This window comes from Flavobacterium sp. AK-345 (assembly GCF_058310175.1).
The window spans coordinates 91,036-116,222 of record NZ_JBZEER010000001.1; the positions used below are offsets into that span (position 1 = coordinate 91,036).

Annotated in this window: 22 protein-coding genes; 18 read left to right on the forward strand and 4 right to left on the reverse strand. The window is 32.9% G+C overall.

Annotation, left to right across the window (positions count from 1 at the left end; translation table 11 throughout):
• Positions 1-110: 110 nt before the first annotated feature.
• The 4 genes from argH to AC4FQ3_RS00430 all read left to right on the forward strand — a co-directional run bounded on the left by argH (position 111) and on the right by AC4FQ3_RS00430 (position 4,629).
• Positions 111-1,391: an argininosuccinate lyase gene (gene argH / locus AC4FQ3_RS00415; protein WP_491180441.1), complete on the forward strand. Its 1,281-nt coding sequence runs from the start codon at positions 111-113 to the stop codon at positions 1,389-1,391.
• Positions 1,392-1,746: 355 nt separating this feature from the next.
• Positions 1,747-2,322 carry a hypothetical protein gene (locus AC4FQ3_RS00420; protein WP_491180442.1) on the forward strand — a complete coding sequence of 192 codons (576 nt, stop codon included), beginning with the start codon at positions 1,747-1,749 and terminating at the stop codon, positions 2,320-2,322.
• A gap of 145 nt (positions 2,323-2,467) precedes the next feature.
• Positions 2,468-3,469: a DUF2157 domain-containing protein gene (locus AC4FQ3_RS00425; RefSeq protein ID WP_491180443.1), complete on the forward strand. Its 1,002-nt coding sequence runs from the start codon at positions 2,468-2,470 to the stop codon at positions 3,467-3,469.
• Positions 3,466-4,629, forward strand: a complete 1,164-nt coding sequence (locus AC4FQ3_RS00430) for a hypothetical protein (RefSeq protein ID WP_491180444.1) — start codon at positions 3,466-3,468, stop codon at positions 4,627-4,629. Before AC4FQ3_RS00425 ends, AC4FQ3_RS00430 begins: the two co-directional genes overlap by 4 nt.
• Before the next feature lie 104 nt (positions 4,630-4,733).
• Here AC4FQ3_RS00430 and ytxJ read toward each other — a convergent pair whose 3' ends face one another.
• Positions 4,734-5,123, reverse strand: a complete 390-nt coding sequence (ytxJ, locus tag AC4FQ3_RS00435; protein WP_042564394.1) for a bacillithiol system redox-active protein YtxJ — start codon at positions 5,121-5,123, stop codon at positions 4,734-4,736.
• Positions 5,124-5,332: 209 nt separating this feature from the next.
• Between ytxJ and clpB the strand changes: the two genes are divergently transcribed.
• The 7 genes from clpB (at position 5,333) to AC4FQ3_RS00470 (ending at position 12,555) form a co-directional block, all read left to right on the forward strand.
• The gene (gene clpB / locus AC4FQ3_RS00440; RefSeq protein WP_491180445.1) at positions 5,333-7,936 is read left to right on the forward strand and encodes an ATP-dependent chaperone ClpB; all 2,604 of its coding nucleotides are present in this window, start codon (positions 5,333-5,335) and stop codon (positions 7,934-7,936) included.
• A gap of 148 nt (positions 7,937-8,084) precedes the next feature.
• Positions 8,085-8,576, forward strand: coding sequence for a T9SS type A sorting domain-containing protein (locus AC4FQ3_RS00445; RefSeq protein WP_491180446.1), 492 nt, complete (start codon positions 8,085-8,087; stop codon positions 8,574-8,576).
• A 21-nt stretch (positions 8,577-8,597) separates the two neighbouring features.
• A complete protein-coding gene (locus AC4FQ3_RS00450; protein WP_491180447.1) occupies positions 8,598-9,638 on the forward strand; it encodes a DUF8740 domain-containing protein in 1,041 nt (346 codons plus the stop codon).
• Positions 9,639-9,794: 156 nt separating this feature from the next.
• Positions 9,795-9,917 carry a hypothetical protein gene (locus AC4FQ3_RS00455; protein WP_042564396.1) on the forward strand — a complete coding sequence of 41 codons (123 nt, stop codon included), beginning with the start codon at positions 9,795-9,797 and terminating at the stop codon, positions 9,915-9,917.
• Between the two features lie 54 nt (positions 9,918-9,971).
• Positions 9,972-10,862 (forward strand): DUF808 domain-containing protein, encoded by an 891-nt coding sequence (locus AC4FQ3_RS00460; RefSeq protein ID WP_491180448.1) that lies wholly within the window; start codon positions 9,972-9,974, stop codon positions 10,860-10,862.
• A gap of 123 nt (positions 10,863-10,985) precedes the next feature.
• Complete coding sequence (locus AC4FQ3_RS00465) at positions 10,986-11,399, forward strand: hypothetical protein (RefSeq protein ID WP_042564398.1); 414 nt, start codon at positions 10,986-10,988, stop codon at positions 11,397-11,399.
• Positions 11,400-11,664: 265 nt separating this feature from the next.
• Positions 11,665-12,555: a carbon-nitrogen hydrolase gene (locus tag AC4FQ3_RS00470; RefSeq protein ID WP_042564399.1), complete on the forward strand. Its 891-nt coding sequence runs from the start codon at positions 11,665-11,667 to the stop codon at positions 12,553-12,555.
• Positions 12,556-12,676: 121 nt separating this feature from the next.
• On the opposite strand, the gene AC4FQ3_RS00475 is transcribed toward AC4FQ3_RS00470, so the two are convergent.
• Both AC4FQ3_RS00475 and AC4FQ3_RS00480 read right to left on the reverse strand, forming a co-directional pair.
• The gene (locus tag AC4FQ3_RS00475) at positions 12,677-13,942 is read right to left on the reverse strand and encodes an OmpA family protein (protein ID WP_491180449.1); all 1,266 of its coding nucleotides are present in this window, start codon (positions 13,940-13,942) and stop codon (positions 12,677-12,679) included.
• Between the two features lie 224 nt (positions 13,943-14,166).
• Positions 14,167-15,690 (reverse strand): choice-of-anchor I family protein, encoded by a 1,524-nt coding sequence (locus AC4FQ3_RS00480; protein ID WP_491180450.1) that lies wholly within the window; start codon positions 15,688-15,690, stop codon positions 14,167-14,169.
• A 187-nt stretch (positions 15,691-15,877) separates the two neighbouring features.
• Here AC4FQ3_RS00480 and AC4FQ3_RS00485 point away from each other — a divergent pair, with 187 nt between their 5' ends.
• Both AC4FQ3_RS00485 and AC4FQ3_RS00490 read left to right on the forward strand, forming a co-directional pair.
• Positions 15,878-16,918: an agmatine deiminase family protein gene (locus AC4FQ3_RS00485; RefSeq protein WP_491180451.1), complete on the forward strand. Its 1,041-nt coding sequence runs from the start codon at positions 15,878-15,880 to the stop codon at positions 16,916-16,918.
• A 233-nt stretch (positions 16,919-17,151) separates the two neighbouring features.
• Positions 17,152-18,330: an endonuclease/exonuclease/phosphatase family protein gene (locus AC4FQ3_RS00490; RefSeq protein ID WP_491180452.1), complete on the forward strand. Its 1,179-nt coding sequence runs from the start codon at positions 17,152-17,154 to the stop codon at positions 18,328-18,330.
• 89 nt (positions 18,331-18,419) lie between these two features.
• Here AC4FQ3_RS00490 and fahA read toward each other — a convergent pair whose 3' ends face one another.
• Positions 18,420-19,703 carry a fumarylacetoacetase gene (gene fahA, locus AC4FQ3_RS00495; protein ID WP_491180453.1) on the reverse strand — a complete coding sequence of 428 codons (1,284 nt, stop codon included), beginning with the start codon at positions 19,701-19,703 and terminating at the stop codon, positions 18,420-18,422.
• A gap of 108 nt (positions 19,704-19,811) precedes the next feature.
• On the opposite strand from fahA, the gene glyA reads away from it, so the two are divergent.
• The 5 genes from glyA (at position 19,812) to AC4FQ3_RS00520 (ending at position 25,183) form a co-directional block, all read left to right on the forward strand.
• Complete coding sequence (gene glyA, locus AC4FQ3_RS00500) at positions 19,812-21,086, forward strand: serine hydroxymethyltransferase (protein WP_073393767.1); 1,275 nt, start codon at positions 19,812-19,814, stop codon at positions 21,084-21,086.
• Between the two features lie 153 nt (positions 21,087-21,239).
• Complete coding sequence (locus AC4FQ3_RS00505) at positions 21,240-21,833, forward strand: MiaE family protein (RefSeq protein ID WP_073393768.1); 594 nt, start codon at positions 21,240-21,242, stop codon at positions 21,831-21,833.
• Between the two features lie 253 nt (positions 21,834-22,086).
• Complete coding sequence (locus AC4FQ3_RS00510) at positions 22,087-23,127, forward strand: GMP reductase (RefSeq protein ID WP_042564408.1); 1,041 nt, start codon at positions 22,087-22,089, stop codon at positions 23,125-23,127.
• 20 nt (positions 23,128-23,147) lie between these two features.
• Entirely contained in the window at positions 23,148-23,648 is a 501-nt protein-coding gene (locus tag AC4FQ3_RS00515) for a GNAT family N-acetyltransferase (RefSeq protein WP_491180454.1), read from the forward strand.
• Positions 23,649-23,701: 53 nt separating this feature from the next.
• Positions 23,702-25,183, forward strand: a complete 1,482-nt coding sequence (locus AC4FQ3_RS00520; protein WP_491180455.1) for a hypothetical protein — start codon at positions 23,702-23,704, stop codon at positions 25,181-25,183.
• Positions 25,184-25,187 lie beyond the last annotated feature (4 nt).

The window sequence follows — 25,187 nt, forward strand, 5'->3', positions numbered from 1 at the left end:
CAACAGTATAAACAATGGCATTAGAATAAATTAGAAAATTTAAACTCAACAAGATCCAAAATCTAAGAAGTCTAAAAATCTAATATCTAAGAAGTCTAAAAACAGAAGTTATGAAACTTTGGGAAAAAGGAATACCAACAGACAAACAAATCGAACATTTCACAGTAGGAAATGACCGTGAACTTGATTTAGTGTTGGCAAAATACGATGCTTTAGGTTCTATTGCACACGCCAAAATGCTTGGGCAAATTGGTTTATTAACTCAGGAAGAAACAACTTCTTTGGTTGATGCCTTAAACGATATCATCGCTGATATTGTGGTTGGAAATTTTGAAATCGAAGATAGTTTTGAAGATGTACATTCCAAAATAGAATATTTATTAACGGTAAAACTGGGCGATGCCGGAAAAAAAATCCACACCGCACGTTCTCGTAACGATCAGGTTTTAGTTGATGTTCATTTGTATTTAAAAGACGAATTAAAAGCTTTAAAAGAACAAGTAAAAACATTGTTTGACTTGTTAATGGAATCGGCAGAAAAGCATCAAAATGTTTTATTGCCAGGCTATACACATTTACAAATCGCAATGCCATCTTCATTCGGAATGTGGTTTTCTGCTTATGCAGAAAGCTTAATCGATGATGTAACGATGTTAAACGCGGCTTCAAAAATAGTAGATCAGAATCCGTTAGGTTCTGCTGCAGGTTACGGAAGTTCGTTTCCAATCAACAGAACGTTTACCACTCAGGAATTGGGTTTTGAAACCTTGAAATTCAATGCCGTTGCCGCGCAAATGAGCCGAGGAAAAGCAGAGAAAACCGTTGCTTTTGCAATGGCAAGTGTAGCTGGGACTTTATCAAAATTTGCAATGGATGTTTGTTTATATATGAGCCAAAACTTCGACTTCATAGGTTTGCCGGCACATCTTACAACAGGTTCAAGCATTATGCCTCACAAGAAAAACCCTGATGTTTTTGAATTAATCAGAGGAAAATGCAACAAAATTCAGGCACTTCCATACGAAATCACTTTAATTACAAATAATCTGCCAAGCGGTTATCACAGAGATTTACAACTTTTGAAAGAAGGCTTGTTTCCAGCGCTTCAAAACTTAAAAGCTTGTTTGGATATTGCTATTTTTTCGGTAAAAGATATTACGGTAAAAGACAATATTTTAAAAGACAAAAAATACGATTATCTTTTCACGGTTGATACTCTAAATGAAATGGTTGTAGCCGGAATTCCATTTAGAGATGCATACAAAGCCGTTGCAGAACAATTGGAAGCAGGAACATATCAATCTCCAAAAGAAACAAAACATACGCACGAAGGCAGTATTAATAATTTATGTCTGGATGCGATTAAAGATAAAATGAAAGCTGCTTTTTAAAAGTATTTCATTCATAAAAAAGGCCGATTTGTATTTACAAATCGGCCTTTTTTATATAGTTAGAGTCTTAATCAATTTTTAATAAATTAAAAATTATAATTTGAGATGTATGTTTAAATCGTATTTGATGTAGTAAAATATTTGCAATATTTTTCAAATTCAAGAATTCTATTACAATGAAAAAATATATCTATAAAGATTATAAAAAAAAAGGAAATATTTAAAGTATTCATCTTATTATAGTTAGTGTTTAGCCGATTAATATTAAATAATTAAGGTTATTTTTTTGTTAAAAAAATATTAAAATTTTTAAATTTTCAGATTACATTCGCACCAAATTTAAAAATTTATGAAAATGAACATTACAAAAAAATTTGCAGTAGTATTATTTATTTGCGCATCAATCTTCACTAGTTGTTCTAGTGATGATGACAAAAATGAAACTGAAGTTGTTGATACAGCAACTTTAAAAACTTTTAAAGATGTAACTTTTTCTTTAGACTATTCTGAAGGATTTGATGCAGGACGTTTCTTCTCAACAGAAACTGGTAAATCTTACAAAAAGAGCCAAATTGACGCTGCTACTTTGCCAAAGGTTGATATAGCTTTTTACGGAGGTAGTTCTTCTTTGAATTTTTTCGTTAGCCCTAATGATTCAGAAGATGGTCTTGGTAGTACGGCAACAAATACTGATTTCATTAATTATGTTACAAATCAGTATACTATTGACCAATTCAATAAATTAGAAAAAGGAGAAGATTTAAATAGTTTAACTATTACTGATGATGGTGAAGCATTTCCAGATAGTAAATTGCCACTTGTAGTTTTGTTTAAAAATGCTGCTGGTAAAAAAGGAGTTATCTACGTTAAATCTGTAACTAGAGTGGGTTCTAATCCTAGAATTGTTGCAGATATTAAAATCCAAAAGTAATTAAGAATCATATCTAAATTATAATATTTAAATGCGCCAGTAGTTTCTGGCGCATTTTTTTTGAATAAATCAGTTCTCAATTTTAAATAGAAAAATTCAGGCGAAATACATACATTTGAATAATTAGTTATCTTAAATTTATATTATGATAAAATTTGAAGAGCAGGCAACACAAAAACTTTTAGATAAAAATTTAATTACTGAAAATCAATATCAGGAAATTACAACTTATCGAGGTCTGAATATTTTTTCGCTTAATGCCGAATTAAAGTTTTTTCTTTATTTATCTGTTTTACTTTTTACTTCGGGAATTGGAGTTTTAATTTATAAAAATATTGACAGTATTGGGCATATCGCCATTCTTTCTATTCTCTTTATACTCATTTGCGTTTGCTTTTATTACTGTTTTAAAAATTCAAAAGGATTTCAAAAAGCAGAAACAGTTTTCGAAAATCCTGTTTTAGAATATTTGGTTTTGGCTGGCAATATTTTGACTTGTATTTTTATAGGATATCTACAGTTTCAATATGAGGCGTTTGGTACGCATTATGGTCTGGCAACTTTAATACCAACAATAGTCAGTTTTTCCTGTGCTTATTATTTTGATAACAAAAGCGTTTTAGCCATTGCAATAACTGGTTTGGCAGCTTATATCGGGCTTTCGGTAACACCTCAGGATTTATTAAAAAACATTAATTTTTATGAAGATCAAACTTTAAGCTATTCCGCAATAATGTTAGGCGTGTTACTGATTTTATGGACAGTTTATAGTTCAAGAATCCAGTTAAAAACACATTTCAATATTATTTATCTAACTTTTGCTTTGCATATTATAAGCATTGCAGCAATTAGTAGTCTGATCAATTATTTTGAAGATATAGTCTGGTTGTTTTTTGTGATTGCTTTGGCCGGGTCTTCTTATTATTTCTATAAAATCAGCTATGAATATAAGGCAATTTCGTTATATGTCTTTATGATTATTTACGCTTACATCGGGATAAATATATTCATTTTCAGAGTTTTAGAATTTATGGATTTTCGAGATTTATGGATATTTATTATTATAGCACTTCCAATATATTTTATTGGTTCTATAATATTGTTTATTAAACTAATTAAAAATTTCAATAAAGAAATTGCAGCATGATAGTATACGATAAAAATTTATTAGATAATTTGAGTCTTGTCGAAGAGGCAAAATCTTTACAATCGGCCGGTTTTATTAGTAAAGAACAAAAAGATTTAATCAAAAAAGAATTACCGGCTTTTAAAAGGCAAAGTAATATTTTGGTGCGATTAGGATTCTTTCTTTTAGGAGCATTTTTATACATTTCAATTTGCGGTGTAATTTCATTAGTGGGTTTAAGCGGCGAGAGAATTTTTTTTGAAATTTGCTGCTATATTTTTGCTGTAGTTGGTTTTGCTGTCGCAGAGTTTCTGGCAAATCAAAATTATTATGAACATGGTTTAGATGATGCTTTTATTTTAGGAGCTCTCTTAAATGTAGGATTTGCTATTGGTATTACGACTGAAGGCTATGAAATAGTAATTGCTTTTTTTGTTGCAATAGCTTCATTTATGATGTATAAAAGATATTTGCATTTAGTGTCAATGCTTATTTTCTGTATTGCTGTTTCTACACTTTTATTTTACGGAATGTTTGAGTTTGGTGCCATCGGAAAAGCCATACTGCCATTTGTTGCTATGTTATTTGCAACAGGTTTTTATTTTTTTACTAAAAAATTAATCAATAAACTAACTGAAAGTTATTACTATAAAGGTCTTTTGTGGTCAAACACTTTCTGTTTAATTTTGTTTTATCTTTCTTGTAATTATTTGGTAGTAAGAGAACTTTCTGCAGAACTTTTGGGAACTGAAGTTCTTCCCGGACAGGATATTCCGTTTTCTTATTTCTTCTATGCTTTTACATTTATTGTTCCGGCTGTTTATTTGGTACAAGCTTTAAGAACCAAAGACAGAATTATGCTTTGGATTAGTTTTTTAGCTATCGCTTTTTCAATTTATACAATACGATTCTATCATTCTGTTTTGCCAATAGAAGTAGCGCTCACACTAGGCGGAATGGTTTTATTTACGATAGCTTATTTTTCAATAAGAAAATTAAAAAATAATGAAGTTGGAGTGACTTTTAAACCGGACAGAATTAATAATTCAAATGCTTTATTGAATGCCGAAGCTTTAATTGTAGCGTCGACTTTCGGTTTAAAACCAGAAGTAAAAACAGAATCTCCAATGGAATTTGGAGGGGGAGGTTTTAGCGGAGGAGGCTCAGACGGAAGTTTTTAATTGTTTTACCATTAACATTTTTTTTACCATTAAGACATTAAGGTTCATTATGTATGAGCTTAATTTTTCTTAATATCTTAATGGTGAAAAGTTTAAGTTTAATATTAAACCTTACTTTTCAATGCTTCTGCATCAATATCGCTGTGTGAAACATCATAAACAGCTTTTCCGTTTTTGATTAAAATCAATTGAGGCGATTCGTGATATACATTAAATTTTTGTGCAATTTCATTCGAAATATCACGGTGTGCAATTAAATCAAGAAAGTAAGCATCAACTGTATCATTTAATTCAAATTCACGTTCAAATTGTTTTAAAGCCATTCGGCTAATACTGCATCTTGTGCTATGTTTGAAAATAACAACCGGCTTTTCGTTAGAAATAGCTTCAATTTCCTGTAACTGTAATACATCAGTCAATTCTGTCCAGTTCACATTGCTTTTAGGAGAATCTGTATTCTCTGAATTTCCGAAGATTGAATTTAAAAAACTCATATTTGACTTGTTTTATGACTTTTTGACGTTAATAATTAGCTAAAAAGCTGTTTTAAACGCCATTTTGTCTGTAATTTTAGTATGGAATGTATTTTGAAATATAGAAGCAAAGTTAGCTTATTTAAAGTTTAAAACTTAATGCAATAAATTCTAATTTTAATTTAATCGAATATCAAAAATAAAAAAGTCAATCCTAAATCGTAAAAAATATGAACATAAATAAATTTACAACTAAATCGCAGGAAGCCATTCAGCTTTCACAGCAACTCGCACAACGCAACGGGCAGCAACAAATAGAAAACGAACACATTTTTAAGGCTATTTTTGAAGTCGATGAAAATGTAGCGCCTTTTATTTTGAAGAAGCTCAACGTAAATGTGCCTTTGTTTTTGCAAATTTTAGATTCAACAATTCAGAGTTTTCCAAAAGTTTCAGGAGGAGATATCATGCTTTCCAGAGACGCCAATAAAGCTTTGAATGAAGCTGAAATTATCGCGCAAAAAATGAACGATGAATATGTTTCGATCGAACATTTAATTCTGGCAATTTTCGATTCGAAAAGTAAAGTAGCCCAAATTTTAAAAGATCAGGGCGTTACCGGAAAAGCCTTAAAAGCTACAATAGAAGAACTTAGAAAAGGCGAAAGAGTAACTTCAGCATCAGCAGAAGAAACCTATAATGCCTTAAATAAATATGCTAAAAACCTAAACGAATTAGCAAAAACAGGAAAACTGGATCCCGTTATTGGGCGTGACGAAGAAATTCGCCGTGTATTGCAAATTCTTACCCGAAGAACAAAAAATAACCCAATGTTAGTGGGTGAACCCGGAGTTGGTAAAACTGCTATTGCAGAAGGTTTGGCGCACAGAATTGTAGATGGCGACGTGCCTGAAAACTTAAAAAACAAAATTGTTTTCTCACTAGATATGGGAGCGCTTATTGCAGGTGCAAAATACAAAGGAGAATTTGAAGAACGTTTAAAATCAGTTGTAAAAGAAGTTACTGCTGCCGAGGGTGATATAGTTTTATTTATTGATGAGATTCACACGCTTGTAGGCGCGGGTGGAGGTGAAGGCGCTATGGATGCGGCTAATATCTTAAAGCCGGCTTTGGCACGAGGAGAATTAAGAGCGATTGGAGCTACGACTTTAGATGAATATCAAAAATATTTTGAGAAAGATAAAGCTTTAGAGCGTCGTTTTCAAAAGGTTTTGGTTGATGAACCGGATACGGAAAGCGCGATTTCAATTTTACGTGGAATCAAGGAAAAATACGAAACACATCATAAAGTTCAGATTAAAGATGAGGCGATTATTGCAGCCGTAGAACTTTCACAGCGTTATATTACCAATCGTTTTTTACCGGATAAAGCAATCGATTTGATGGATGAAGCAGCTTCTAAATTGCGTATGGAAATCAATTCAAAACCAGAAGAACTGGATGTTTTAGATCGTAAAATCATGCAGTTAGAAATTGAAATTGAAGCCATTAAACGTGAAAAAGAAGAAAGCAAACTGAAAATTCTTCACATGGATTTGGCTAACTTGAAAGAAGAACGCAACGAAATTTATACGAAATGGAAATCTGAAAAAGATGTTGTAGACGGAATTCAGGCTGTAAAATTAGAAATTGAAGATTTTAAATATGAAGCAGAACGTGCAGAACGTGATGGAGATTACGGAAAAGTAGCCGAAATTCGTTACGGAAAAATAAAAGAGGCACAAGAGCGCCTTGATGTTTTACAAAAACAATTACAGGAATATCAATCTGGTAATTCATTAATTAAAGAAGAAGTTACGCGCGAAGATATTGCCGAAGTTGTTGCAAAATGGACAGGAATTCCGGTAATGAAAATGCTTCAGACAGAGAGAGAAAAGCTGCTTCATCTGGAAGAAGAATTGCACAGAAGAGTCGTAGGTCAGGAAGAAGCAATTGAAGCCGTTAGTGACGCCGTTCGCAGAAGTCGCGCCGGATTGCAGGATATGAAAAAACCAGTTGGAACATTCTTATTTTTAGGAACAACCGGAGTTGGTAAAACCGAATTGGCAAAAGCATTGGCAGAATATCTTTTTGATGATGAAAATGCTATGACACGTATTGATATGAGCGAATACCAGGAACGTCACAGTGTGAGCCGTTTAGTTGGTGCGCCTCCGGGATATGTGGGTTATGATGAAGGTGGACAGTTGACAGAAGCTGTTCGTAGAAAACCATATTCAGTGATTTTATTAGACGAAATAGAAAAAGCACATCCTGATACTTTCAATATTTTATTGCAGGTTTTAGATGAAGGCCGATTGACAGACAACAAAGGTCGTTTGGCCGATTTTAAAAACACGATTATCATCATGACATCTAACATAGGAAGTCAGATTATACAAGAAAAATTTGAAAATCTAAAAGGAAGTGTTGAAGCTGCAACCGAAGCTGCAAAAGTGGAAGTTTTGGGATTATTAAAACAAACTGTTCGTCCGGAATTTATAAACCGTATCGACGAAATCGTAATGTTTACGCCGTTAACAGTTGATAATATTTCAAGAATTGTGAGTTTACAATTGAAGAGCGTTAGCAAAATGCTGGCTTTACAAGGCATTACAATGGACGCAACACCAGAGGGAATCAAATATCTTTCAGACAAAGGTTTTGATCCTGAATTTGGTGCGAGACCGGTCAAACGTGTTATCCAAAGAGAAGTTTTGAATCAGTTATCGAAAGAAATTCTCGCGGGAAATATTACAACAGACAGTATTATTTTAATTGACGCCTTTGATGGTAAATTGGTTTTTAGAAATCAAACACAGTCTGTTGAGTAATTTTTTTGTTAAAAGATAATGAAAAACACCAGTCGTAAAGATTGGTGTTTTTTTTGCGTATTTTTTATGATTCTTTATATCGTAACAATATTTTCCGTAAGAAATTAATATATATTTGGAGGAAATAAGTAACTATTAATCCAATTATATGAAAAGAAACCAACAAACTTTTTTTATTTTATTTATTGCCAGTATTTCGTTTACTACCAATAGTTATTCGCAAGAAAGTGTAGTAGTTGCCGGAGGAAGTGCCGAAGGTACGGGAGGAACATCGAGTTATTCGATAGGGCAAATTGTCTATACAAGCTTAACAGGTACAGATCAATATGTTGTGCAGGGTATTCAGCAGCCTTATGAAATAACTACATTGGGAAATGAGGAATTTACCGGAATCAATCTTGCCCTGACTGCATATCCAAATCCTACTGTTGATGTGCTTAATTTAGTGGTAACAACAGATAAATGGGATAATCTATCTTATAATTTATTTGATATAAATGGAAAAACAGTCTCCAAAAATTCACCCATTATAACCTCTGAAACAACTGTTCCTATGCAGCGATTAAATCAGGGAATTTATTTTCTGGCAGTAAATAGTAGCAACAAAACAATCAAAACTTTTAAGATTATAAAAAAATAACATTTTAATCAGCAGAAAAACATGAAAAAAATTACTCTCGCATTACTATTATTAAGTTCTTTTACAATTTTATTTGCACAGGCTCCGCAAAAAATGAGTTACCAATCTGTTATTCGTAAAACAGACGGATCATTGGTTATAAATACTTTAGTAAGTATAAAAAGCAGCATTTTATTAGGTTCGGCAAGCGGTACGGCCTCTTATGTAGAAACACAAACTACAACCACTAACAATAACGGATTAGCAACAATAGAAATAGGCGGCGGAACACCAGTTACGGGAACTTTTGCAGCCATAGATTGGGGTGCAGGATCACATTTTATAAAAACTGAAATTGACCCGGCAGGAGGAAGCAATTATAGCATTAGTGGTACAAGTCAGCTTTTGAGTGTGCCATATGCATTATACGCGGGAAGTAGCCAAAATAAAGGGAAAACGAGTATAGTAATTACAGGTGATATTACAGATGAGCAGGCAGCAGCCAAAATAGCGGCTGAATTTGGACAAAATACAGAAAATGTTTATGTTAATGGGACAACAAATTTGACAACCTTAAATTTAAGTGTAATAAAAAATTTAATAGAATTAAATATAAGCGATAATTTAAAATTAGCAGCCATAAATTTAAACAGTCTTACTGAAGTTTATAATGATTTTAGAATAGGTAATAACGAAAAACTTACTTCAATTTTAATTCCTGTTTTAAAAACGATACACGGATTTGATAATGATATTGTGGGGAATTCATCTTTAACATCTATTTCCTTACCAATGTTAACTAATGTAAAGGGAATTTATTTTAGTAGTAACCCTATTCTTAGTTCTATTGATTTACCATTATTATCTTCAGTTTACGCCAGACAAGGAAGTCTTAATTTTAATAATAATGCACTTCCAAGTTCTCAGATAAATTTGATTTTAAATAGAATCTTAAATATTTCTCCATCTTCAGGAAAATATATCCAATTGCAAGATCAAAACCCACCTGCCTCACCTACAGGACAGGGGATTATAGATAAAGCAACTTTGATAAATACAGGTAATAGCGTTTCAACAAATTAAATTTTTGAATGATTTTGATTTAAACAAAAACATCAGCCAGGCTGGTGTTTTTTTGTTCATAATAAAATCCGTGAATCATGAAACTTTTTTTAAAATTCATATAAAATAATTTTCTTTTTGAATTCTGATATTTACTATAACTTAAAATCAAACGTTATGAATAACTTATTTAGAGGATTATTGGCAGGTTACGGCGCAAAAAAATTAGGAGGCGGATGCTTCGGAACTATTTTTGTATTTATTATTATTTGGGTACTTTTAGGACAATGCAGTCATTAATTTGTAGGAGTTAATTAATTTAAAAGTATTAAATTCGCAAAAAATAAAAATAAAATGGCATCAGGTTTTTTCGTACTATTAGATGATATTGCAGCAATTATGGATGATGTTGCAGTAATGAGCAAAATTGCAGCAAAAAAAACGGCAGGTATCTTGGGCGATGACCTAGCTGTAAATGCCGAAAAAGCTTCAGGATTTGCATCATCAAGAGAGCTTCCGGTATTGTGGGCAATTAGTAAAGGTTCACTTCTTAACAAAATTATCATTTTACCAATTGCCTTTTTATTAAGTGCCTTTTTGCCTGTTGCAATCATTGTAATCCTTGTACTTGGAGGATTATTTCTGGCATATGAAGGAGCAGAAAAAATATACGAATTTATTTTTCCCCACAAGCACGAAGAATCAGAAGGAATAACAGAGGAAGTTTTAACAGAAGAAGAAATCCTGGTTGTTGAAAAAGGTAAAATAAAGTCAGCAATTGTAACCGATTTTATATTATCTGTCGAAATTGTAATTATCGCTTTAGGAACAGTAATCGATGAGCCTTTGATGCAACAAATAGTGGTAACATCAATAATTGCCGTAATTGCAACAGTTGGAGTTTACGGTATTGTTGCTCTGATTGTAAGAATGGATGAAGCGGGTTATAAACTTATTAAATTTAGTAAAAAAGAAAAAAGTATCTCAAAATTTATAGGTAATATATTGGTAAAAGCGCTTCCATTGGTTATTAAAAGTTTAACCGTAATTGGTACAATTGCATTACTTTTAGTTGCCGGAGGTATCTTCGTTCATTATATTCCATTCTTCCATCATATAGTACCTACAATTAAACTGCCTTCCATTTTAAAAGAATTTGTAATTGGTCTGGCGTTAGGATTTGTAGTTTTAGGATTTGTAAATCTTTTTAAAATGATATTTAAAAAGAAAGAAGTGGCAAAATAATTGATGATATAAAACGTTGATATGTTGTTGATTATTTTTAAAAATTCAATTTTAACAATTTTTTCAAGCAACCAAAACAACTTATTAGTATCTATGTAAAAAATAAGAATAAACAATCACCCTATGAAAAATTTTAAATTACAATCCATTGCACTTATAATGTTATTCGTAACTGTGTTAACTTCATGCAGCAGTGATAATGACACAGCTGAAGATCCAAAAGTTATTTATAAAACAGCTTACGCGACATCTGTTGTAGGTCCTACAACTGGAAAAGTAGGTCAGGAACTTAGTTATGATATAGAGTTTACGTCGGAAAATGGTTGTGGAGAATTTCACCAATTAGTAGAAGTAGAATATAATAAAGTTCTGGTTTATCAGGTAGAAGCTCAGTATCCTATAGCCACTTGCGCAAAAACAACTCCTGAAAGAAGAGTAACAGTCTATAAAATTACTCCACAAACTAAAGGAACTTTTTATTTAAGACTTGCCAAATCAGAAACAGAATACATTTCAACAACAGTTGTTATTGAATAATTTATTTTAATAAATTAATATTTTAAAACCGTTTTATAATTCATTTTATAGAACGGTTTTTTATTTTTTTGAAGCAGAAGAATTGTTTTCAAAAGAACATCAGTTCCGCTATTCGCTATATCTTTTTCTGTCCGCCGCGGCGGACAGAAAAAGGATACCGCTGCTATCGGGGCTATAAGAGAGGTTTAGTTTTCATAAGACCGTATTAACTCCCTTTGTCATTCCTCTAAAAATTACTATTTTTGCACTTCTAAAATTTTATGTCATGCCGAAAAGAAAATATAAAATAGCCGTTGTTCAGTTGAATCTTAACGACGTAGCCGAAAATAATCTTAAAAAATGTATCAGCTGGGTAAAAGATGCAGCCAATAAAGGTGCTGAAGTGATCTTATTACCTGAATTATATAGCAGTCATTATTTTTGCCAAAGCGAAGATGTAGACAATTTTGCATTGGCAGAACCACTTTACAGTACTTCATTTATTGCTTTTAGCGAATTGGCAAAAGAATTAGGAGTTGTAATTATTGTTCCTTTCTTCGAAAAAAGAATGGCTGGAATTTACCACAACAGTGCTTATATTATAGATACAGACGGAACAGAAGCTGGTTTATACCGTAAAATGCACATTCCGGACGATCCGCATTTTTATGAAAAATTCTATTTTACTCCGGGAGATTTAGGTTTTCAGGCAATTGAAACCAAAAAAGGAAAAATCGGAACACTAATTTGCTGGGATCAATGGTATCCTGAAGCAGCTCGTATTACAGCTTTAAAAGGAGCAGAAGTTTTATTTTATCCAACAGCAATTGGATGGCATCCAAAAGAAAAAGAACAATACGGAGAAAATCAATATGGCGCATGGATGAACGTAATGAAAGGTCATGCTGTTGCAAACGGAGTTTTCGTTGCCGCTGCAAACCGAATTGGTCTGGAGCAATATATTGATGGAACTGACGGAATTCAGTTTTGGGGAGCTTCATTTATAGCTGGTCCTCAAGGAGAAATTTTAGCTCAGGCTTCTCACGATAAAGAAGAAATCCTAATTGCAGAAGTTGATTTGGATTTACAGGAAAATGTTCGTCAAAACTGGCCATTTTTTAGAGACAGAAGAATTGATGCTTTTGGGGATATTACAAAAAGAGCGATAGATAAATAATATGTTTTAGATAAATAAAAAAAGGACAAAATGAAAATTTTGTCCTTTTTCTTTGCAAAGAAAAAGGCGGTTTCAAATAGTTGAAACCGCCTTTTTTGAAATTAATATAGATTCTGATTTATTATTTCACTTGGAAAGTAACTCTTCTAACGATTTGACGTGCTTCTTTAGAATTTTTATTCACAGAAGTATCTTCACCATTAGCGATTACATTAAGTCTCGAAGCATCGATTCCGGCATTTGTTGCCACTTTTTTCACGGCTTCAGCTCTTTTTCTTGATAATTCGGTATTGTAACTTGAATTTCCAATCTCATCAGCATATCCAATAATATCTGCTGTTTTTCCTGGATTGTTTTTTAAATATTTAACTAAGAAATCAACACCAGATAAAGACGCATTCGTTGGTTTAGAAGAGTTAAAGTCGAAGTATACATTTACGTATCCACCGTTAATTAATTCTTCTACAGTATTGTTTGTTAGATTATTATCGCCTTTTTTAGCATAAGTTTTGTCTAAATAGCTTTCTAATTCATCAGGAACACCATTTTGGTTGGTATCGATAGATTGTCCTTTTGTATTTACAGCAACACCAGTAATACTATTTGGTTCTAAATCGTATAAATCAGCAACCCCATCTTTGTCAGTATCTAACAGTCCATTTTCGATAAGACCAACTCTGTCTTCTAATTTATTTAATCTGTCATTTTCTTCCGCATACCAGTCAGCATGTTTTTCATTTTTACCTAAGTAAAAAGTCAAACCAACAGATGCATTTAGTAATATACCATCTAATGATCCTGTTCTTGATTCTCTCATTCCATCAAAGTTCCAGTTTTGTCTTGCATTTACAATTCCTGTAAAATCTCCTGTTAAGGCAACTCTGTTACTTAATTTGATTTGTCCTGTTAAGCCCAAAATCCCATGTCCCATGTAATCTTGTCCACCATATCCGGTTTCAGTGCTTATTTGTGCAACACCAACACCACCATGTGCTAATATACCAATTGTATTTGTCCAGGTTTCAAAATTTAGAGCTCTGCTAATGTTGATAACACCTTGTAAACTCGTGCGGACATATCTGCTTTCAAATTCTGGTGTATCATCGCGTTCCTGGAATTGATCATATCCTACATCTAGTTTTACACCAAAAGTTGGACTAAACATATATCTTACCCCCAGATCTGCGTGGAAAGGGTTAAGTGTTGCGGTGGAATAGCCATAAGTCATTGCTCTTATTGGTTTGTTTACACCGCCATTCAATTCAATAGACCATTTGTTATATGCAGGTATTTCAACAGAAGGTTGATTAGATGTTGTTGCCACATTTTGAGCTCCAGCCGCAAATGATAATAGTAAAATTGATATGGAAGCTAATTTCTTTTTCATGATTCGTTTAATTTTAAATTTGTTTTGGTGAGGTATTTCTAAACTCACCACAAACTTAGAATATGAATTTCAAAATCAGCTTCTATATATTTAATGTCAATATTATATAATTTCCACCTTTTAATTTGTTTTTGTGAGAATATGTTAAATAAATCTAAAAACAGGGGAAAAGCAAAAGCGAACAAAGTATTTTGTCCGCTTTTTTTTATTAACTAAGTATAAATTTACTTTAAATCAGGCTGATAAATTTTAATAGTTCCATCACCTTCGCTACTTACAACAAGTAAACTTCTTTTAGTTGGACTTTTTGAAGCAGGAATAAATAAAACTCCTTCTGGTGCATCACCAGTTTTTACAGTTTGCAAATATTGTGGCGATGCAGGATTGGTAACATCATAAGTCATAAAAGCATCTGATCTTTCAAGGCCAACAAACAATATATTTTGATTTCCCATTTTAGCAACAACAACAGCTTCTGGTTCAGAGCCTTTATCATCACTACGTTTATCATCATAAGTTCCCAGTTCATTCGTTTTTTTATCAACATCATTTTTACTGTCATAAACGATTTTCCCGGTATTTCCATTCCATATTGTAAAAGAACGTGCACCAAAAGTAACCATTTCATCTAGGTCTCCATCTCCGTCAGTATCGCCCATATCGGCAATAAGGTTCAATCTTCCTAAATTAGTTTCTAATTTTAAAGTAGCAGCATCAGGAAAAACAGTAGCGTCTAATGTCATGTCTTTCATTCTCTTAATATCTGTATTTGCCGTATATTCTCTCGCATCACCTTCATTTGCAGTAACAAAATAAGGAGTATTGTTTGCAGAAAAATGACTAATAGCATCCGGCATAAACATACCTTTTACTTTCCACGGATTAAAAGCAACTTTATCATCTTTATCGCTTACATCAATTGCATTATCAGCCGTATTAAAATCTTTAAACCCTAAAGGATAAATTGCTGTTATAGTTTTTGAAGTTAAATCAACTTTTGCAACACCATTATTTTCCTGCAGGGTTACCCATGCCGTTTTAGAATCATCAGAGATCGTTACATATTCCGGTTCAATATCCTGAGCAAAACTTTTGGCAACTTTTGAAATTCTAAATCCATCTTTTTTCAAAGTTTCGACCTGACCGCCAAAAGAAGCAAAATCGAGAGTTGTAACAGTATAATTATTAGCTACATCAATAATAGAAATAGTTCCGTTTGGATCCTGAGAATAATCAGTATTTGGTTCACCTTCATTAGCAGTCATGATATATTTTCCATCTGGCGAAAAAGTAATCATATCAGGCAAAGCACCAACGGTAACTTGTTTAATCAAGCTATAATCTGATGTATTAAAAACAACTACTTTCCCGTTTCCTTGTTTGTTAGCTGTTGATTCCAGAGCAACAGCCAGTTTTCCGTCATAAACAGCAACACTATTTGATGCACCTTCATAAGTAGTTAAATCAATTTTGCCAATCTTAACTGGTTTTGTCGGATCAGTGATATCAATTACATCAATTTGATTTGTTCCGCTATTGTTTACCGTAAATAATCTTTTCGTTTTTTCATCATAAGCCGAAATTTCTGCAGCAGCTTCTCCGCCAATCGTTATAGAACCAATTTCTTTAAAGGTTGCAGGATTTTCATTTACAACAACTTCAGGTTCTTCGTTGTTAGAATTCTCGTCATTATTACAGCTTGCAAAAATGGTTATTAATGCTAATAATGAAAGACTTACTTTTTTCATATTACTTTAGTTTTTAGTTTTGCCAAAAGTAATTAGCGATTGTAGCGTGTATATTAAGGCTTCATTATTTAATCTTTAACTTAATTTTTAGACGATAATGCTACAAATATAGATTTGAAGTCTTTTAAGCTATTTTATAATCCTTATGAATGATTATCTTTGTACTCTTTAATTTAGAAACTTTTTTATGACCACAAATAATAGAAGATTTCCGGCAGAATGGGAAAAACAACAAGGAATTGTATTGTGTTTTCCGCATAACGGAAATGATTGGCCGGGAAAATATGAAGCAGTTCAATGGGCTTTTGTAGAATTTATTAAAAAAGTAGCCACTTTTGAAACCGTTTTTTTGGTCGTAGCCGATGAAAAATTAAAAGAGAAAGTAGTAGGAATGCTTGAAAGTGCTCGTGTAAACCTTGTAAACATTTCGTATATCATTCATAAAACAAACAGAAGTTGGATGCGTGATTCCGGACCAATTGTTGTAAAAAATGGTTCGAAAAGAGAAGCATTAAATTTCAATTTTAATGGTTGGGCGAAATATAAAAATTACCAGTTAGATAAATTTGTTCCGAGTAAAATTGCTGATTTTATTGAAGTTCCGCTTACACAAGTAATGTATAAAGGAAAACCGGTTATTGTTGAAGGTGGTGCAATTGATGTAAATGGAAGAGGAACATTATTAACTTCTGAAGAATGTTTGATGCATCCCTCAATTCAGGTTAGAAATAAAAACTTTACCAAAGAAGATTACGAAGCTGTTTTTAAAGAATATCTTGGAGTTACAAACGTAATTTGGTTGGGAGATGGAATAGAAGGTGATGATACTCACGGACATATCGACGATTTATGCCGATTTGTAAACGAAGATACAATTGTCACTATTGTTGAAACTGATAAAAACGACGCTAATTACAAGCCTTTACAAGATAATCTGAAACGTTTGCAAAATGCAAAATTAGAAGACGGAAAATCGCCAACAATTGTAGCATTGCCAATGCCAAAACGTGTTGATTTTGAAGATCTAAGATTACCGGCAAGTTATGCTAATTTTTTAATTCTGAATAATTGCGTTTTAGTGCCAACTTTTAACGACAGCAACGATCGTGTGGCTTTAAATATACTTTCAGAATGTTTTCCGGATAGAGAAGTAATCGGAATTAGCTGTATCGATTTCATTTGGGGATTCGGGACTTTGCATTGTTTGAGTCAGCAGATTCCTGCTTAATTTTTTGCTCCCTAAAGCACAAAGACACTAAGTTTTTTAAGTTTAAATTTATTCAATAACTCCCCGTTTTTAACCGGAAGGAAAAATAATCTTTCTTAATATTATTTGGGTTGTCACTTTTATTGACAGCCTTTTTATTGACATATACTTAACATACAGGCTGGCGAACGTCCCAACAACATTCTTATATTCGTGTATTCAATAAATGCAGAAATGCAGATTCAATTTTTTTTATGAATAAAATATTTTTTATCTTTTCCATGCTTTCTGCAGGAACTCTTTTTCCACAGACTGCTCCACAAAAAGAACTTACATTTGCTACCTATAATGTGAGTATGGAATCCGAGAATTATTTTCCAAGAGGTACAAAGGGAAACTCAGAACAAGTATTGATCAATCAGCTTCATTCGGGAAATAATGTTCAAATCAGAAATATCGCCCAGATTATTCAGACCGTAAGACCGGATGTTATTCTGCTAAACGAGTTTGACTACATTAAAAATCCTAAACTTGGTGTAAAGGCATTTATTAAAAACTATTTAAAAGTGAGTCAAGGCGGAGCAAAGGCTATTGATTATCCGTATTACTATTACTCAACCGTGAATACCGGTCAGTCAAGTCCTTACGATTTGAATAATGACGGAAAGTTGGAAAATTTCGGAAATGATGCCTGGGGATTTGGTATGTATCCAGGTCAATATGCGATGATGCTTTTGTCAAAATATCCTATTGATGTTAAGGCAGTCCGCACTTTTCAAAATTTCAAATGGAAAGATATGCCGGGGGCATTGCTTATTAAAAAGCCGGATGGATCGGATTGGTATAGCAAGGAGGCATGGGAGCTTTTTCCATTATCTTCCAAATCTCACTGGGACGTTCCTGTTAAGATTAACAAAAAAACCGTTCATATTTTAGCCAGCCATCCCACTCCTCCTTCTTTTGATGGTGCTGAAGATCGTAATGGGAAAAGAAATCATGATGAAATCAGATTTTGGAGAGACTATATTTCAGACAATTCTGCTTCGTACATTTATGATGATAGAGGCGTAAAAGGCGGTTTGCCTGCGAATTCTCAATTTGTTATAATGGGTGATCAAAATGCTTCGCCGGTTGAAGGTAACGCTATTACTGAAGGTATAAAGTCATTACTTGCTCATCCGAAAATTAATAGCGAGTTTACACCTGCCAGTAAAGGCGGTGCTGAATACAGTCCTGAAAATGCTTTTGGAGTTAATCATACAGCCTTTTGGAGAATGCGCGCTGATTATGTGTTACCTTCTAAATTTGGTTTTAAGGTTATCAACAGCGGTGTGTTCTGGCCTGCAAAAGTTGAACCAATGTCAGAATTGGTTGAAAAACGTGAATCAAGTTCAGATCATCGTTTAGTTTGGGTGAAGGTTCTTTTGGAGTAAATAACTCTTTCTTGTATAAAAATAGAAAAACCTTGGTGAGAACCAAGGTTTTTCTATTTTTATATTTCTTCAGATTTTTTATCTGCTCTTCAAGGTCTGATAAAAGGAGGCAATAGTTGACTGCAAACTTCACCAAAACCAATTCTAACTTCGGCATTTTCGCAGAAACCTCTAATGATTACCGTATCATTATCTTCGATAAATTTACGTTCGCTACCATCTTTTAATTTAAGTGGATTTTTTCCGCCCCAGGTTAATTCTAACATTGAACCAAAACTATCCGGAGTTGGACCAGAAATAGTTCCTGAACCCATCATATCGCCAGAATTTACACGACATCCGTTTGAAGTATGATGCGCCAATTGCTGTGCCATAGACCAGTATAAATATTTAAAATTTGATTTAGAAACAACAGTTTCTTCCTGATCTTCAGGTTGTATTGAAACTTCTAAATGAATATCAAAAGCTTTTTTTCCTTTAGTTTGTAAATAAGGAAGCGGCGACGGATCTTGTTTTGGTCCTTTAGTTCTAAAAGGTTCCAAAGCATCCATAGTAACAATCCACGGAGAAATTGACGTCGCGAAGTTTTTAGCTAAAAATGGTCCAAGAGGCACATATTCCCATTTCTGGATATCGCGCGCGCTCCAGTCATTCAATAAAACCATTCCGAAAATATAATCTTCAGTTTCATAAGTTGGGATGTTTTCTCCCATTATATTGACGTCAGTTGTAATAAAAGCCGTTTCCAATTCAAAATCTACTAAACGAGACGGGCCAAAAACAGGATATTTTTCGCCTGCAGGCAAAGTTTGTCCCATTGGTCTGTGAACCGGAATTCCAGACGGAACAATAGTTGAACTTCTTCCGTGGTATCCTACAGGAATGTGTAACCAGTTTGGCAACAATGCATTTTCAGGATCACGGAACATTTTACCTACGTTTGTAGCATGTTCTTTACTGGAGTAAAAATCAGTATAATCACCAATTAAAACAGGCAATTGCATCTCGACATCGTCGATTTTAAAAATAACAATATCTCTGTCTTTTGTTGAATCCCTAAGTTTTGGATTTGTTTCGTCGAAAATTTCAGCGATACGGTTTCGAACCAAACGCCATGTTTTTTTTCCATCAGAAATAAAATCATTTAGCGTGTCCTGCATGAACATATCATCGGTTAAATCTATTCCTTCAAAATAGTTTAATTGTTGTAAAGCCCCTAAATCTATAGCGTAATCGCCAATTCTAGTTCCTACTGTAACGACATTTTCTTTGGTAAGAAATACACCGAAAGGAATATTTTGAATAGGGAAGTCACTATTTTCTGGCACTTCTAACCATGATTTTCTTTTGGTATCGTTGGCGGTTATTGGCATGTGAATGTTAATTATTTGTTGAAAAATTCTATGTCAAATATATCATAATCTAACAGTTTGACAAACGTTTTTTTGTATTTTTGCAGGAAATTAACGAAAAACGAAAAAATGCAACGCGACGAACAAATTTTTGACCTTATACTAGAGGAACAAGACAGACAAATTCACGGATTAGAACTAATTGCTTCGGAGAATTTTGTAAGTGACGAAGTAATGGAAGCAGCTGGTTCTGTTTTAACTAATAAATATGCTGAGGGATATCCTGGCAAAAGATACTACGGCGGTTGCGAAGTAGTTGACGTTATTGAGCAAATTGCAATAGACAGAGCTAAAGAATTATTTGGTGCTGAATATGCAAACGTACAGCCTCACTCAGGTTCTCAGGCAAATACTGCAGTTTATCATGCTTGTTTAAACCCTGGTGATACTATTTTAGGTTTCGATTTATCTCACGGTGGTCACTTAACTCACGGTTCTCCGGTAAACTTTTCAGGTCGTTTGTACCGTCCGGTTTTTTACGGCGTAGATGCAGAAACTGGTCGTTTAGATTATGATAAAATTCAGGAAATTGCAACAAAAGAACAACCAAAATTAATTATCGCAGGAGCTTCTGCTTATTCTCGTGATATGGATTTTGAGCGTTTCAGAAAAATTGCTGACAGCGTAGGAGCAATCTTATTTGCTGATATTTCTCACCCAGCAGGTTTAATTGCAAAAGGATTAATGAACGATCCAATTCCACATTGTCATATTGTTTCTACAACAACACACAAAACGTTGCGTGGACCACGTGGAGGTTTGATCTTGATGGGGAAAGATTTCGAAAACCCACAAGGATTAAAAACTCCAAAAGGAGAAATCAGAATGATGTCATCTTTATTAGATCTTGCTGTTTTTCCTGGAAATCAAGGCGGACCTTTAATGCACATCATTGCAGCTAAAGCGGTTGCTTTTGGTGAAGCGCTTAAAGATGAGTTCTTTACATACGCTATGCAATTGCAAAAAAATGCAAATGCAATGGCAGATGCTTTCGTAAAAAGAGGATACAAAATTATTTCTGGCGGAACTGATAATCACATGATGCTTATTGATTTAAGAAATAAAAATATTTCTGGTAAAGAAGCTGAAAACGCATTAGTAAAAGCAGAAATCACAGTAAATAAAAACATGGTTCCGTTTGATGATAAATCACCATTTATCACGTCTGGAATTCGTGTAGGAACAGCTGCAATCACAACTCGTGGTTTAGTTGAAGAAGATATGGAAACTATCGTAGCTTTAATCGACAGAGTACTTGCTGACCACACAAACGAAGCAGTTATCGAAGAAGTAGCAAACGAAGTAAACGAAATGATGAGCGAAAGACCGATTTTCGTATACTAATTAAAAAGGTTGAAACTTAATTGTTTCAAGTTTCAGGTTTCAAGTTTAAAGTTTTGTGACGCGTAATAAATACGTAAACAAAACTTTAAACTTTTTTCGTTCCTAAAAGAACTTGAAACAAAGAAAACTTGAAACAAAATAAACAAAAATATTATGGGCGTATTAAGATTACAATTGCCAACAGACCCAAGATGGGTAAATATTGTAGAAAAAAACATTGAAGAAATCCTGACAGATCACGCTTGGTGCGAGCAAAAAGCAGCAACAAACGCTATAACCATTATTACCAATAACTCTGAACATCAGGATTTGGTTAAAGATTTATTGGCTTTGGCCAAAGAAGAAATTGATCATTTTGAGCAGGTTCACAATATCATCATCAAAAGAGGATTAAAACTAGGACGTGAACGCAAAGACGATTATGTAAATGAATTGTATTTGTATATGAAAAAAAGCGGCGACGGAAGCCGAGTTTCCGGTCTTGTAGAAAGATTATTATTCTCAGCCATGATCGAAGCCAGAAGCTGCGAACGTTTCAAAGTTTTATCTGAAAATATTCAGGACGAAGAATTGGCCGTTTTCTACAGAGATTTAATGGAAAGTGAAGCCGGACATTACGTTACATTCATCACATATGCAAGAAAATATGGCGTTGGAATTGACGTAGAAAAACGTTGGAGAGAATGGTTAGCTTATGAAGAATCGATCATTACCAACTACGGAAAAGGCGAAACGATTCATGGATAAATTTATTAAAACTCCAATTTTTTAAATTCCAAATTCCAAAATTGAAGAAACTTTGTGAATCTCTGAGACACTTAGTGTATCTCTGCGAAATTTCTAAAATAAAAAATCCGCATAAATCCGCGTCTTCGCTTTAGCGAACCTGCGTCATCCGCGTGCCATTTTCGTTCCAAATAAAGCGCAAAGTTTAGCAATCTAAAATCTAAAATCTGAATTCTAAAATCGCTATATTTGAAAGTAACCAAACTCCAAACTCATGAGAATAGAAACTGATCTCAAATTAGGATTTAAAGATGTAATGATTCGTCCAAAAAGATCAACACTAAAAAGCAGATCTGAAGTCTCTTTAGAACGAAATTTTAAATTTTTGCACAGCACCACAAATTGGACAGGAATTCCGATTATGGCAGCGAATATGGATACAGTGGGAACCTTTGAAATGGCAGAAGTTTTGGCGAAAGAAAAACTTTTTACTGCCATTCACAAACATTATTCACCAGAAGAATGGAAGACTTTTTTATCGAAAGTTACACCGGATTTCTATGATTATATCGCCATTAGCACCGGAACCGGAAAAGAGGATTTTGCTAAAATTGGTCAGATCATTACAGAAAATCCTTTGCTTAAATTTATTTGCATAGATGTAGCAAACGGATATTCAGAACATTTTGTTCAGTTTTTAAAACAAACCAGAAAACAGTATCCTGATAAAGTTATTATTGCAGGAAATGTCGTTACCGGAGAAATGGTCGAAGAATTACTTTTGGCTGGAGCCGATATCGTAAAAGTAGGAATTGGCCCCGGTTCTGTTTGTACAACACGTGTAAAAACCGGCGTTGGATATCCTCAGCTTTCCGCAATTATAGAATGTGCCGATGCTGCTCACGGTTTAGGCGGACATATTATAAGCGACGGCGGTTGCAGTACACCGGGCGATGTAGCCAAAGCTTTTGGAGCAGGATCCGATTTTGTAATGCTGGGCGGAATGTTGGCCGGACATACAGAAAGCGGAGGTGAATTGATCGAAATTAATGGCGAAAAGTTTAAACAATTTTACGGAATGAGCTCAACAACCGCAATGGACAAACATGTTGGCGGAGTAGCAGAATACAGAGCAAGTGAAGGAAAAACAGTTAAAGTTCCTTTTAGAGGAAAAGTCATAAATACAGTTTTAGACATTTTAGGCGGATTAAGAAGTACCTGCACTTATGTTGGCGCTTCAAGATTGAAAGAATTAACAAAACGAACGACTTTCATCCGCGTAAGCGAACAGGAAAATCAAATTTTCACCAAATAATAAAAGTATTTTAATATAATATGATTACAATTACAGAAGCAACTATAAGTGATATTAAACAAATTCAGAATATAGTACATATAACATGGCCAATTACTTACGGTGAAATTTTATCTAATGAACAATTAGATTATATGTTGGATCTTTTTTATTCTGATGAAGCTTTAGCTCTTCAATACAATAAAAAAGAACAATTATTTTATATGATTTATGAAGATCAAACTGATAATATAGGATTTATCGGAATTGAACATAATTATAACGGAGAAGCTGTAACCAAAATTCATAAAATATATCTTTTACCAGAAACTCAAGGAAAAGGAATTGGTAAAAAAGTGATTGATGAAATTGGAATATTAGCCTTAAAAAATAATTCAAAAACGTTATTATTAAATGTAAACCGATTTAATTCGGCTTTAGGTTTTTATAAAAAAATAGGTTTTGAGGTTATTGATGAAGTAAATATTGAAATTGGAAATGGCTATTTGATGGAAGATTATGTGATGGAGAAGAAGATATAATTTGCTTTTTAATTAATGCTGTACTTATGACATTTTTCCAATAATTAATTTAAATGAAAGAAGTAAAACTTAACTATCAAAAATTTGATTGGGAAGGTATTCTGTTTCCAATAACAGTTACTGAAATTAAATCAGTTACAAATCATTATAATATACCATATGAATCGACTTTGGAAATTTTTAGAGATGATTTTTATTGCCTTAAAGGTGTTTTGAATGGTGTGACATCCAATAAAGATGATCTCGAGTATAAAGAAAATGAGGTGATTAAGTCCGTAGGGTTTATTTATGGAGAAACTTTAAATGTTAAATCAGAAGGTAAAGAATATTTAATTAAAGGTTTTGGAATTTCTCATACTTCAGAAATTCCATTTAAGGAAAAGAATCAAATTTTTATTCAGTTTGAATGTCAAATTTATATTGAAAGTATTGAAATTCTGTGTGAAGATGACAAATTACCGGATATTATATGTGATTATTTTCTTTGTTCAGTTCCAAGGATTCTTTTTAATAATATAACTAGAAGAAATAATAATAAAGAACAATTTAAGTTTAGAGATAATTTTGATAATTATATAGAGTTAAATGATGACTTTAAAAGAGGGTATAAAAGTTCTTGGGATTTTTCAATATTGTATTATATTGAAGAGAAAATAATTATTCAGCAGGTTCATAAAGATTTTTTACCAAATAGCGTAGATGGTATTTTAATTGAGTATAGAAACCCGACAGTTAATTATCCATCAAATGATTTTAGAAAAATTGTATCGGAATATTTGTCATTTATATTAGGTTCGCATTTGCAAAAGATTGGTAGTAGTACTTTTAATTACAATTATGAATTAAAAACTAGTAAATCAAATAATCCTTGGTCAAAGAAGATTTTTAAAAATGGAAATATTAACCCAATTCCTTTAAAAAATGGACTTGATAGAGATTTTTTTGAAAAGATAATTAATAGACTCTTTATGAATTTTGTTACTCAATATCAAAGCATATCATTATCGGAATGTTTATGGAAATTATGGATAAGTCAAAGTCAGCCCTTAGGAGTAAATTTACCTATTATGTCATCAGGACTAGAATCTTTAATTGACTCATATCTTGAAAGTAACGACTTGCTTAAAAAATATACAAAGAAAGAAAAGAAAGAGTATGCAAATTTAATTATGGATGAATTAAATTCATTGGAAAAGAAACTAGAAGGTTTTGATTTTAAGAACTCTTTAATTAATAAGTTAAAAAATCCATACAATTTTACGATTGGTGAAAAAATGAAAATTTTCTTTAATCATATATCAATTAATTTTGATAAGGATTCCATAGAAAATAGAGCATTAATAGCTAGAAATCTTATGGCTCATCAAAATATAAATTTTGATAAAATAGAAGATAGAGAAAGAATAAAAAAACTTTCAGATGCATATCTATCCTTAACAAACAGAGTGATTCTTAAAATATTAGAATATGATTGGTACTATATTGATTACTCCAAAAGTGGAATTCATTATCGAATGATAGATGAAAATTTGTAAAAAA

Excerpts from the sequence above, each read along its gene's own strand:
- AC4FQ3_RS00470 (WP_042564399.1), top strand. The coding sequence starts at position 11,665 with ATGCCGAAAAGAAAATATAAAATAGCCGTTGTTCAGTTGAATCTTAAC.
- AC4FQ3_RS00425 (WP_491180443.1), top strand. The coding sequence starts at position 2,468 with ATGATAAAATTTGAAGAGCAGGCAACACAAAAACTTTTAGATAAAAAT.
- AC4FQ3_RS00465 (WP_042564398.1), top strand. The coding sequence starts at position 10,986 with ATGAAAAATTTTAAATTACAATCCATTGCACTTATAATGTTATTCGTA.
- AC4FQ3_RS00485 (WP_491180451.1), top strand. The coding sequence starts at position 15,878 with ATGACCACAAATAATAGAAGATTTCCGGCAGAATGGGAAAAACAACAA.
- AC4FQ3_RS00480 (WP_491180450.1), bottom strand. The coding sequence starts at position 15,690 with ATGAAAAAAGTAAGTCTTTCATTATTAGCATTAATAACCATTTTTGCA.
- AC4FQ3_RS00475 (WP_491180449.1), bottom strand. The coding sequence starts at position 13,942 with ATGAAAAAGAAATTAGCTTCCATATCAATTTTACTATTATCATTTGCG.
- AC4FQ3_RS00450 (WP_491180447.1), top strand. The coding sequence starts at position 8,598 with ATGAAAAAAATTACTCTCGCATTACTATTATTAAGTTCTTTTACAATT.
- fahA (WP_491180453.1), bottom strand. The coding sequence starts at position 19,703 with ATGCCAATAACCGCCAACGATACCAAAAGAAAATCATGGTTAGAAGTG.
- ytxJ (WP_042564394.1), bottom strand. The coding sequence starts at position 5,123 with ATGAGTTTTTTAAATTCAATCTTCGGAAATTCAGAGAATACAGATTCT.
- AC4FQ3_RS00460 (WP_491180448.1), top strand. The coding sequence starts at position 9,972 with ATGGCATCAGGTTTTTTCGTACTATTAGATGATATTGCAGCAATTATG.
- AC4FQ3_RS00490 (WP_491180452.1), top strand. The coding sequence starts at position 17,152 with ATGAATAAAATATTTTTTATCTTTTCCATGCTTTCTGCAGGAACTCTT.
- AC4FQ3_RS00420 (WP_491180442.1), top strand. The coding sequence starts at position 1,747 with ATGAACATTACAAAAAAATTTGCAGTAGTATTATTTATTTGCGCATCA.
- glyA (WP_073393767.1), top strand. The coding sequence starts at position 19,812 with ATGCAACGCGACGAACAAATTTTTGACCTTATACTAGAGGAACAAGAC.
- AC4FQ3_RS00520 (WP_491180455.1), top strand. The coding sequence starts at position 23,702 with ATGAAAGAAGTAAAACTTAACTATCAAAAATTTGATTGGGAAGGTATT.
- AC4FQ3_RS00505 (WP_073393768.1), top strand. The coding sequence starts at position 21,240 with ATGGGCGTATTAAGATTACAATTGCCAACAGACCCAAGATGGGTAAAT.
- clpB (WP_491180445.1), top strand. The coding sequence starts at position 5,333 with ATGAACATAAATAAATTTACAACTAAATCGCAGGAAGCCATTCAGCTT.
- AC4FQ3_RS00445 (WP_491180446.1), top strand. The coding sequence starts at position 8,085 with ATGAAAAGAAACCAACAAACTTTTTTTATTTTATTTATTGCCAGTATT.
- AC4FQ3_RS00515 (WP_491180454.1), top strand. The coding sequence starts at position 23,148 with ATGATTACAATTACAGAAGCAACTATAAGTGATATTAAACAAATTCAG.
- AC4FQ3_RS00430 (WP_491180444.1), top strand. The coding sequence starts at position 3,466 with ATGATAGTATACGATAAAAATTTATTAGATAATTTGAGTCTTGTCGAA.
- argH (WP_491180441.1), top strand. The coding sequence starts at position 111 with ATGAAACTTTGGGAAAAAGGAATACCAACAGACAAACAAATCGAACAT.
- AC4FQ3_RS00455 (WP_042564396.1), top strand. The coding sequence starts at position 9,795 with ATGAATAACTTATTTAGAGGATTATTGGCAGGTTACGGCGCAAAAAAA.
- AC4FQ3_RS00510 (WP_042564408.1), top strand. The coding sequence starts at position 22,087 with ATGAGAATAGAAACTGATCTCAAATTAGGATTTAAAGATGTAATGATT.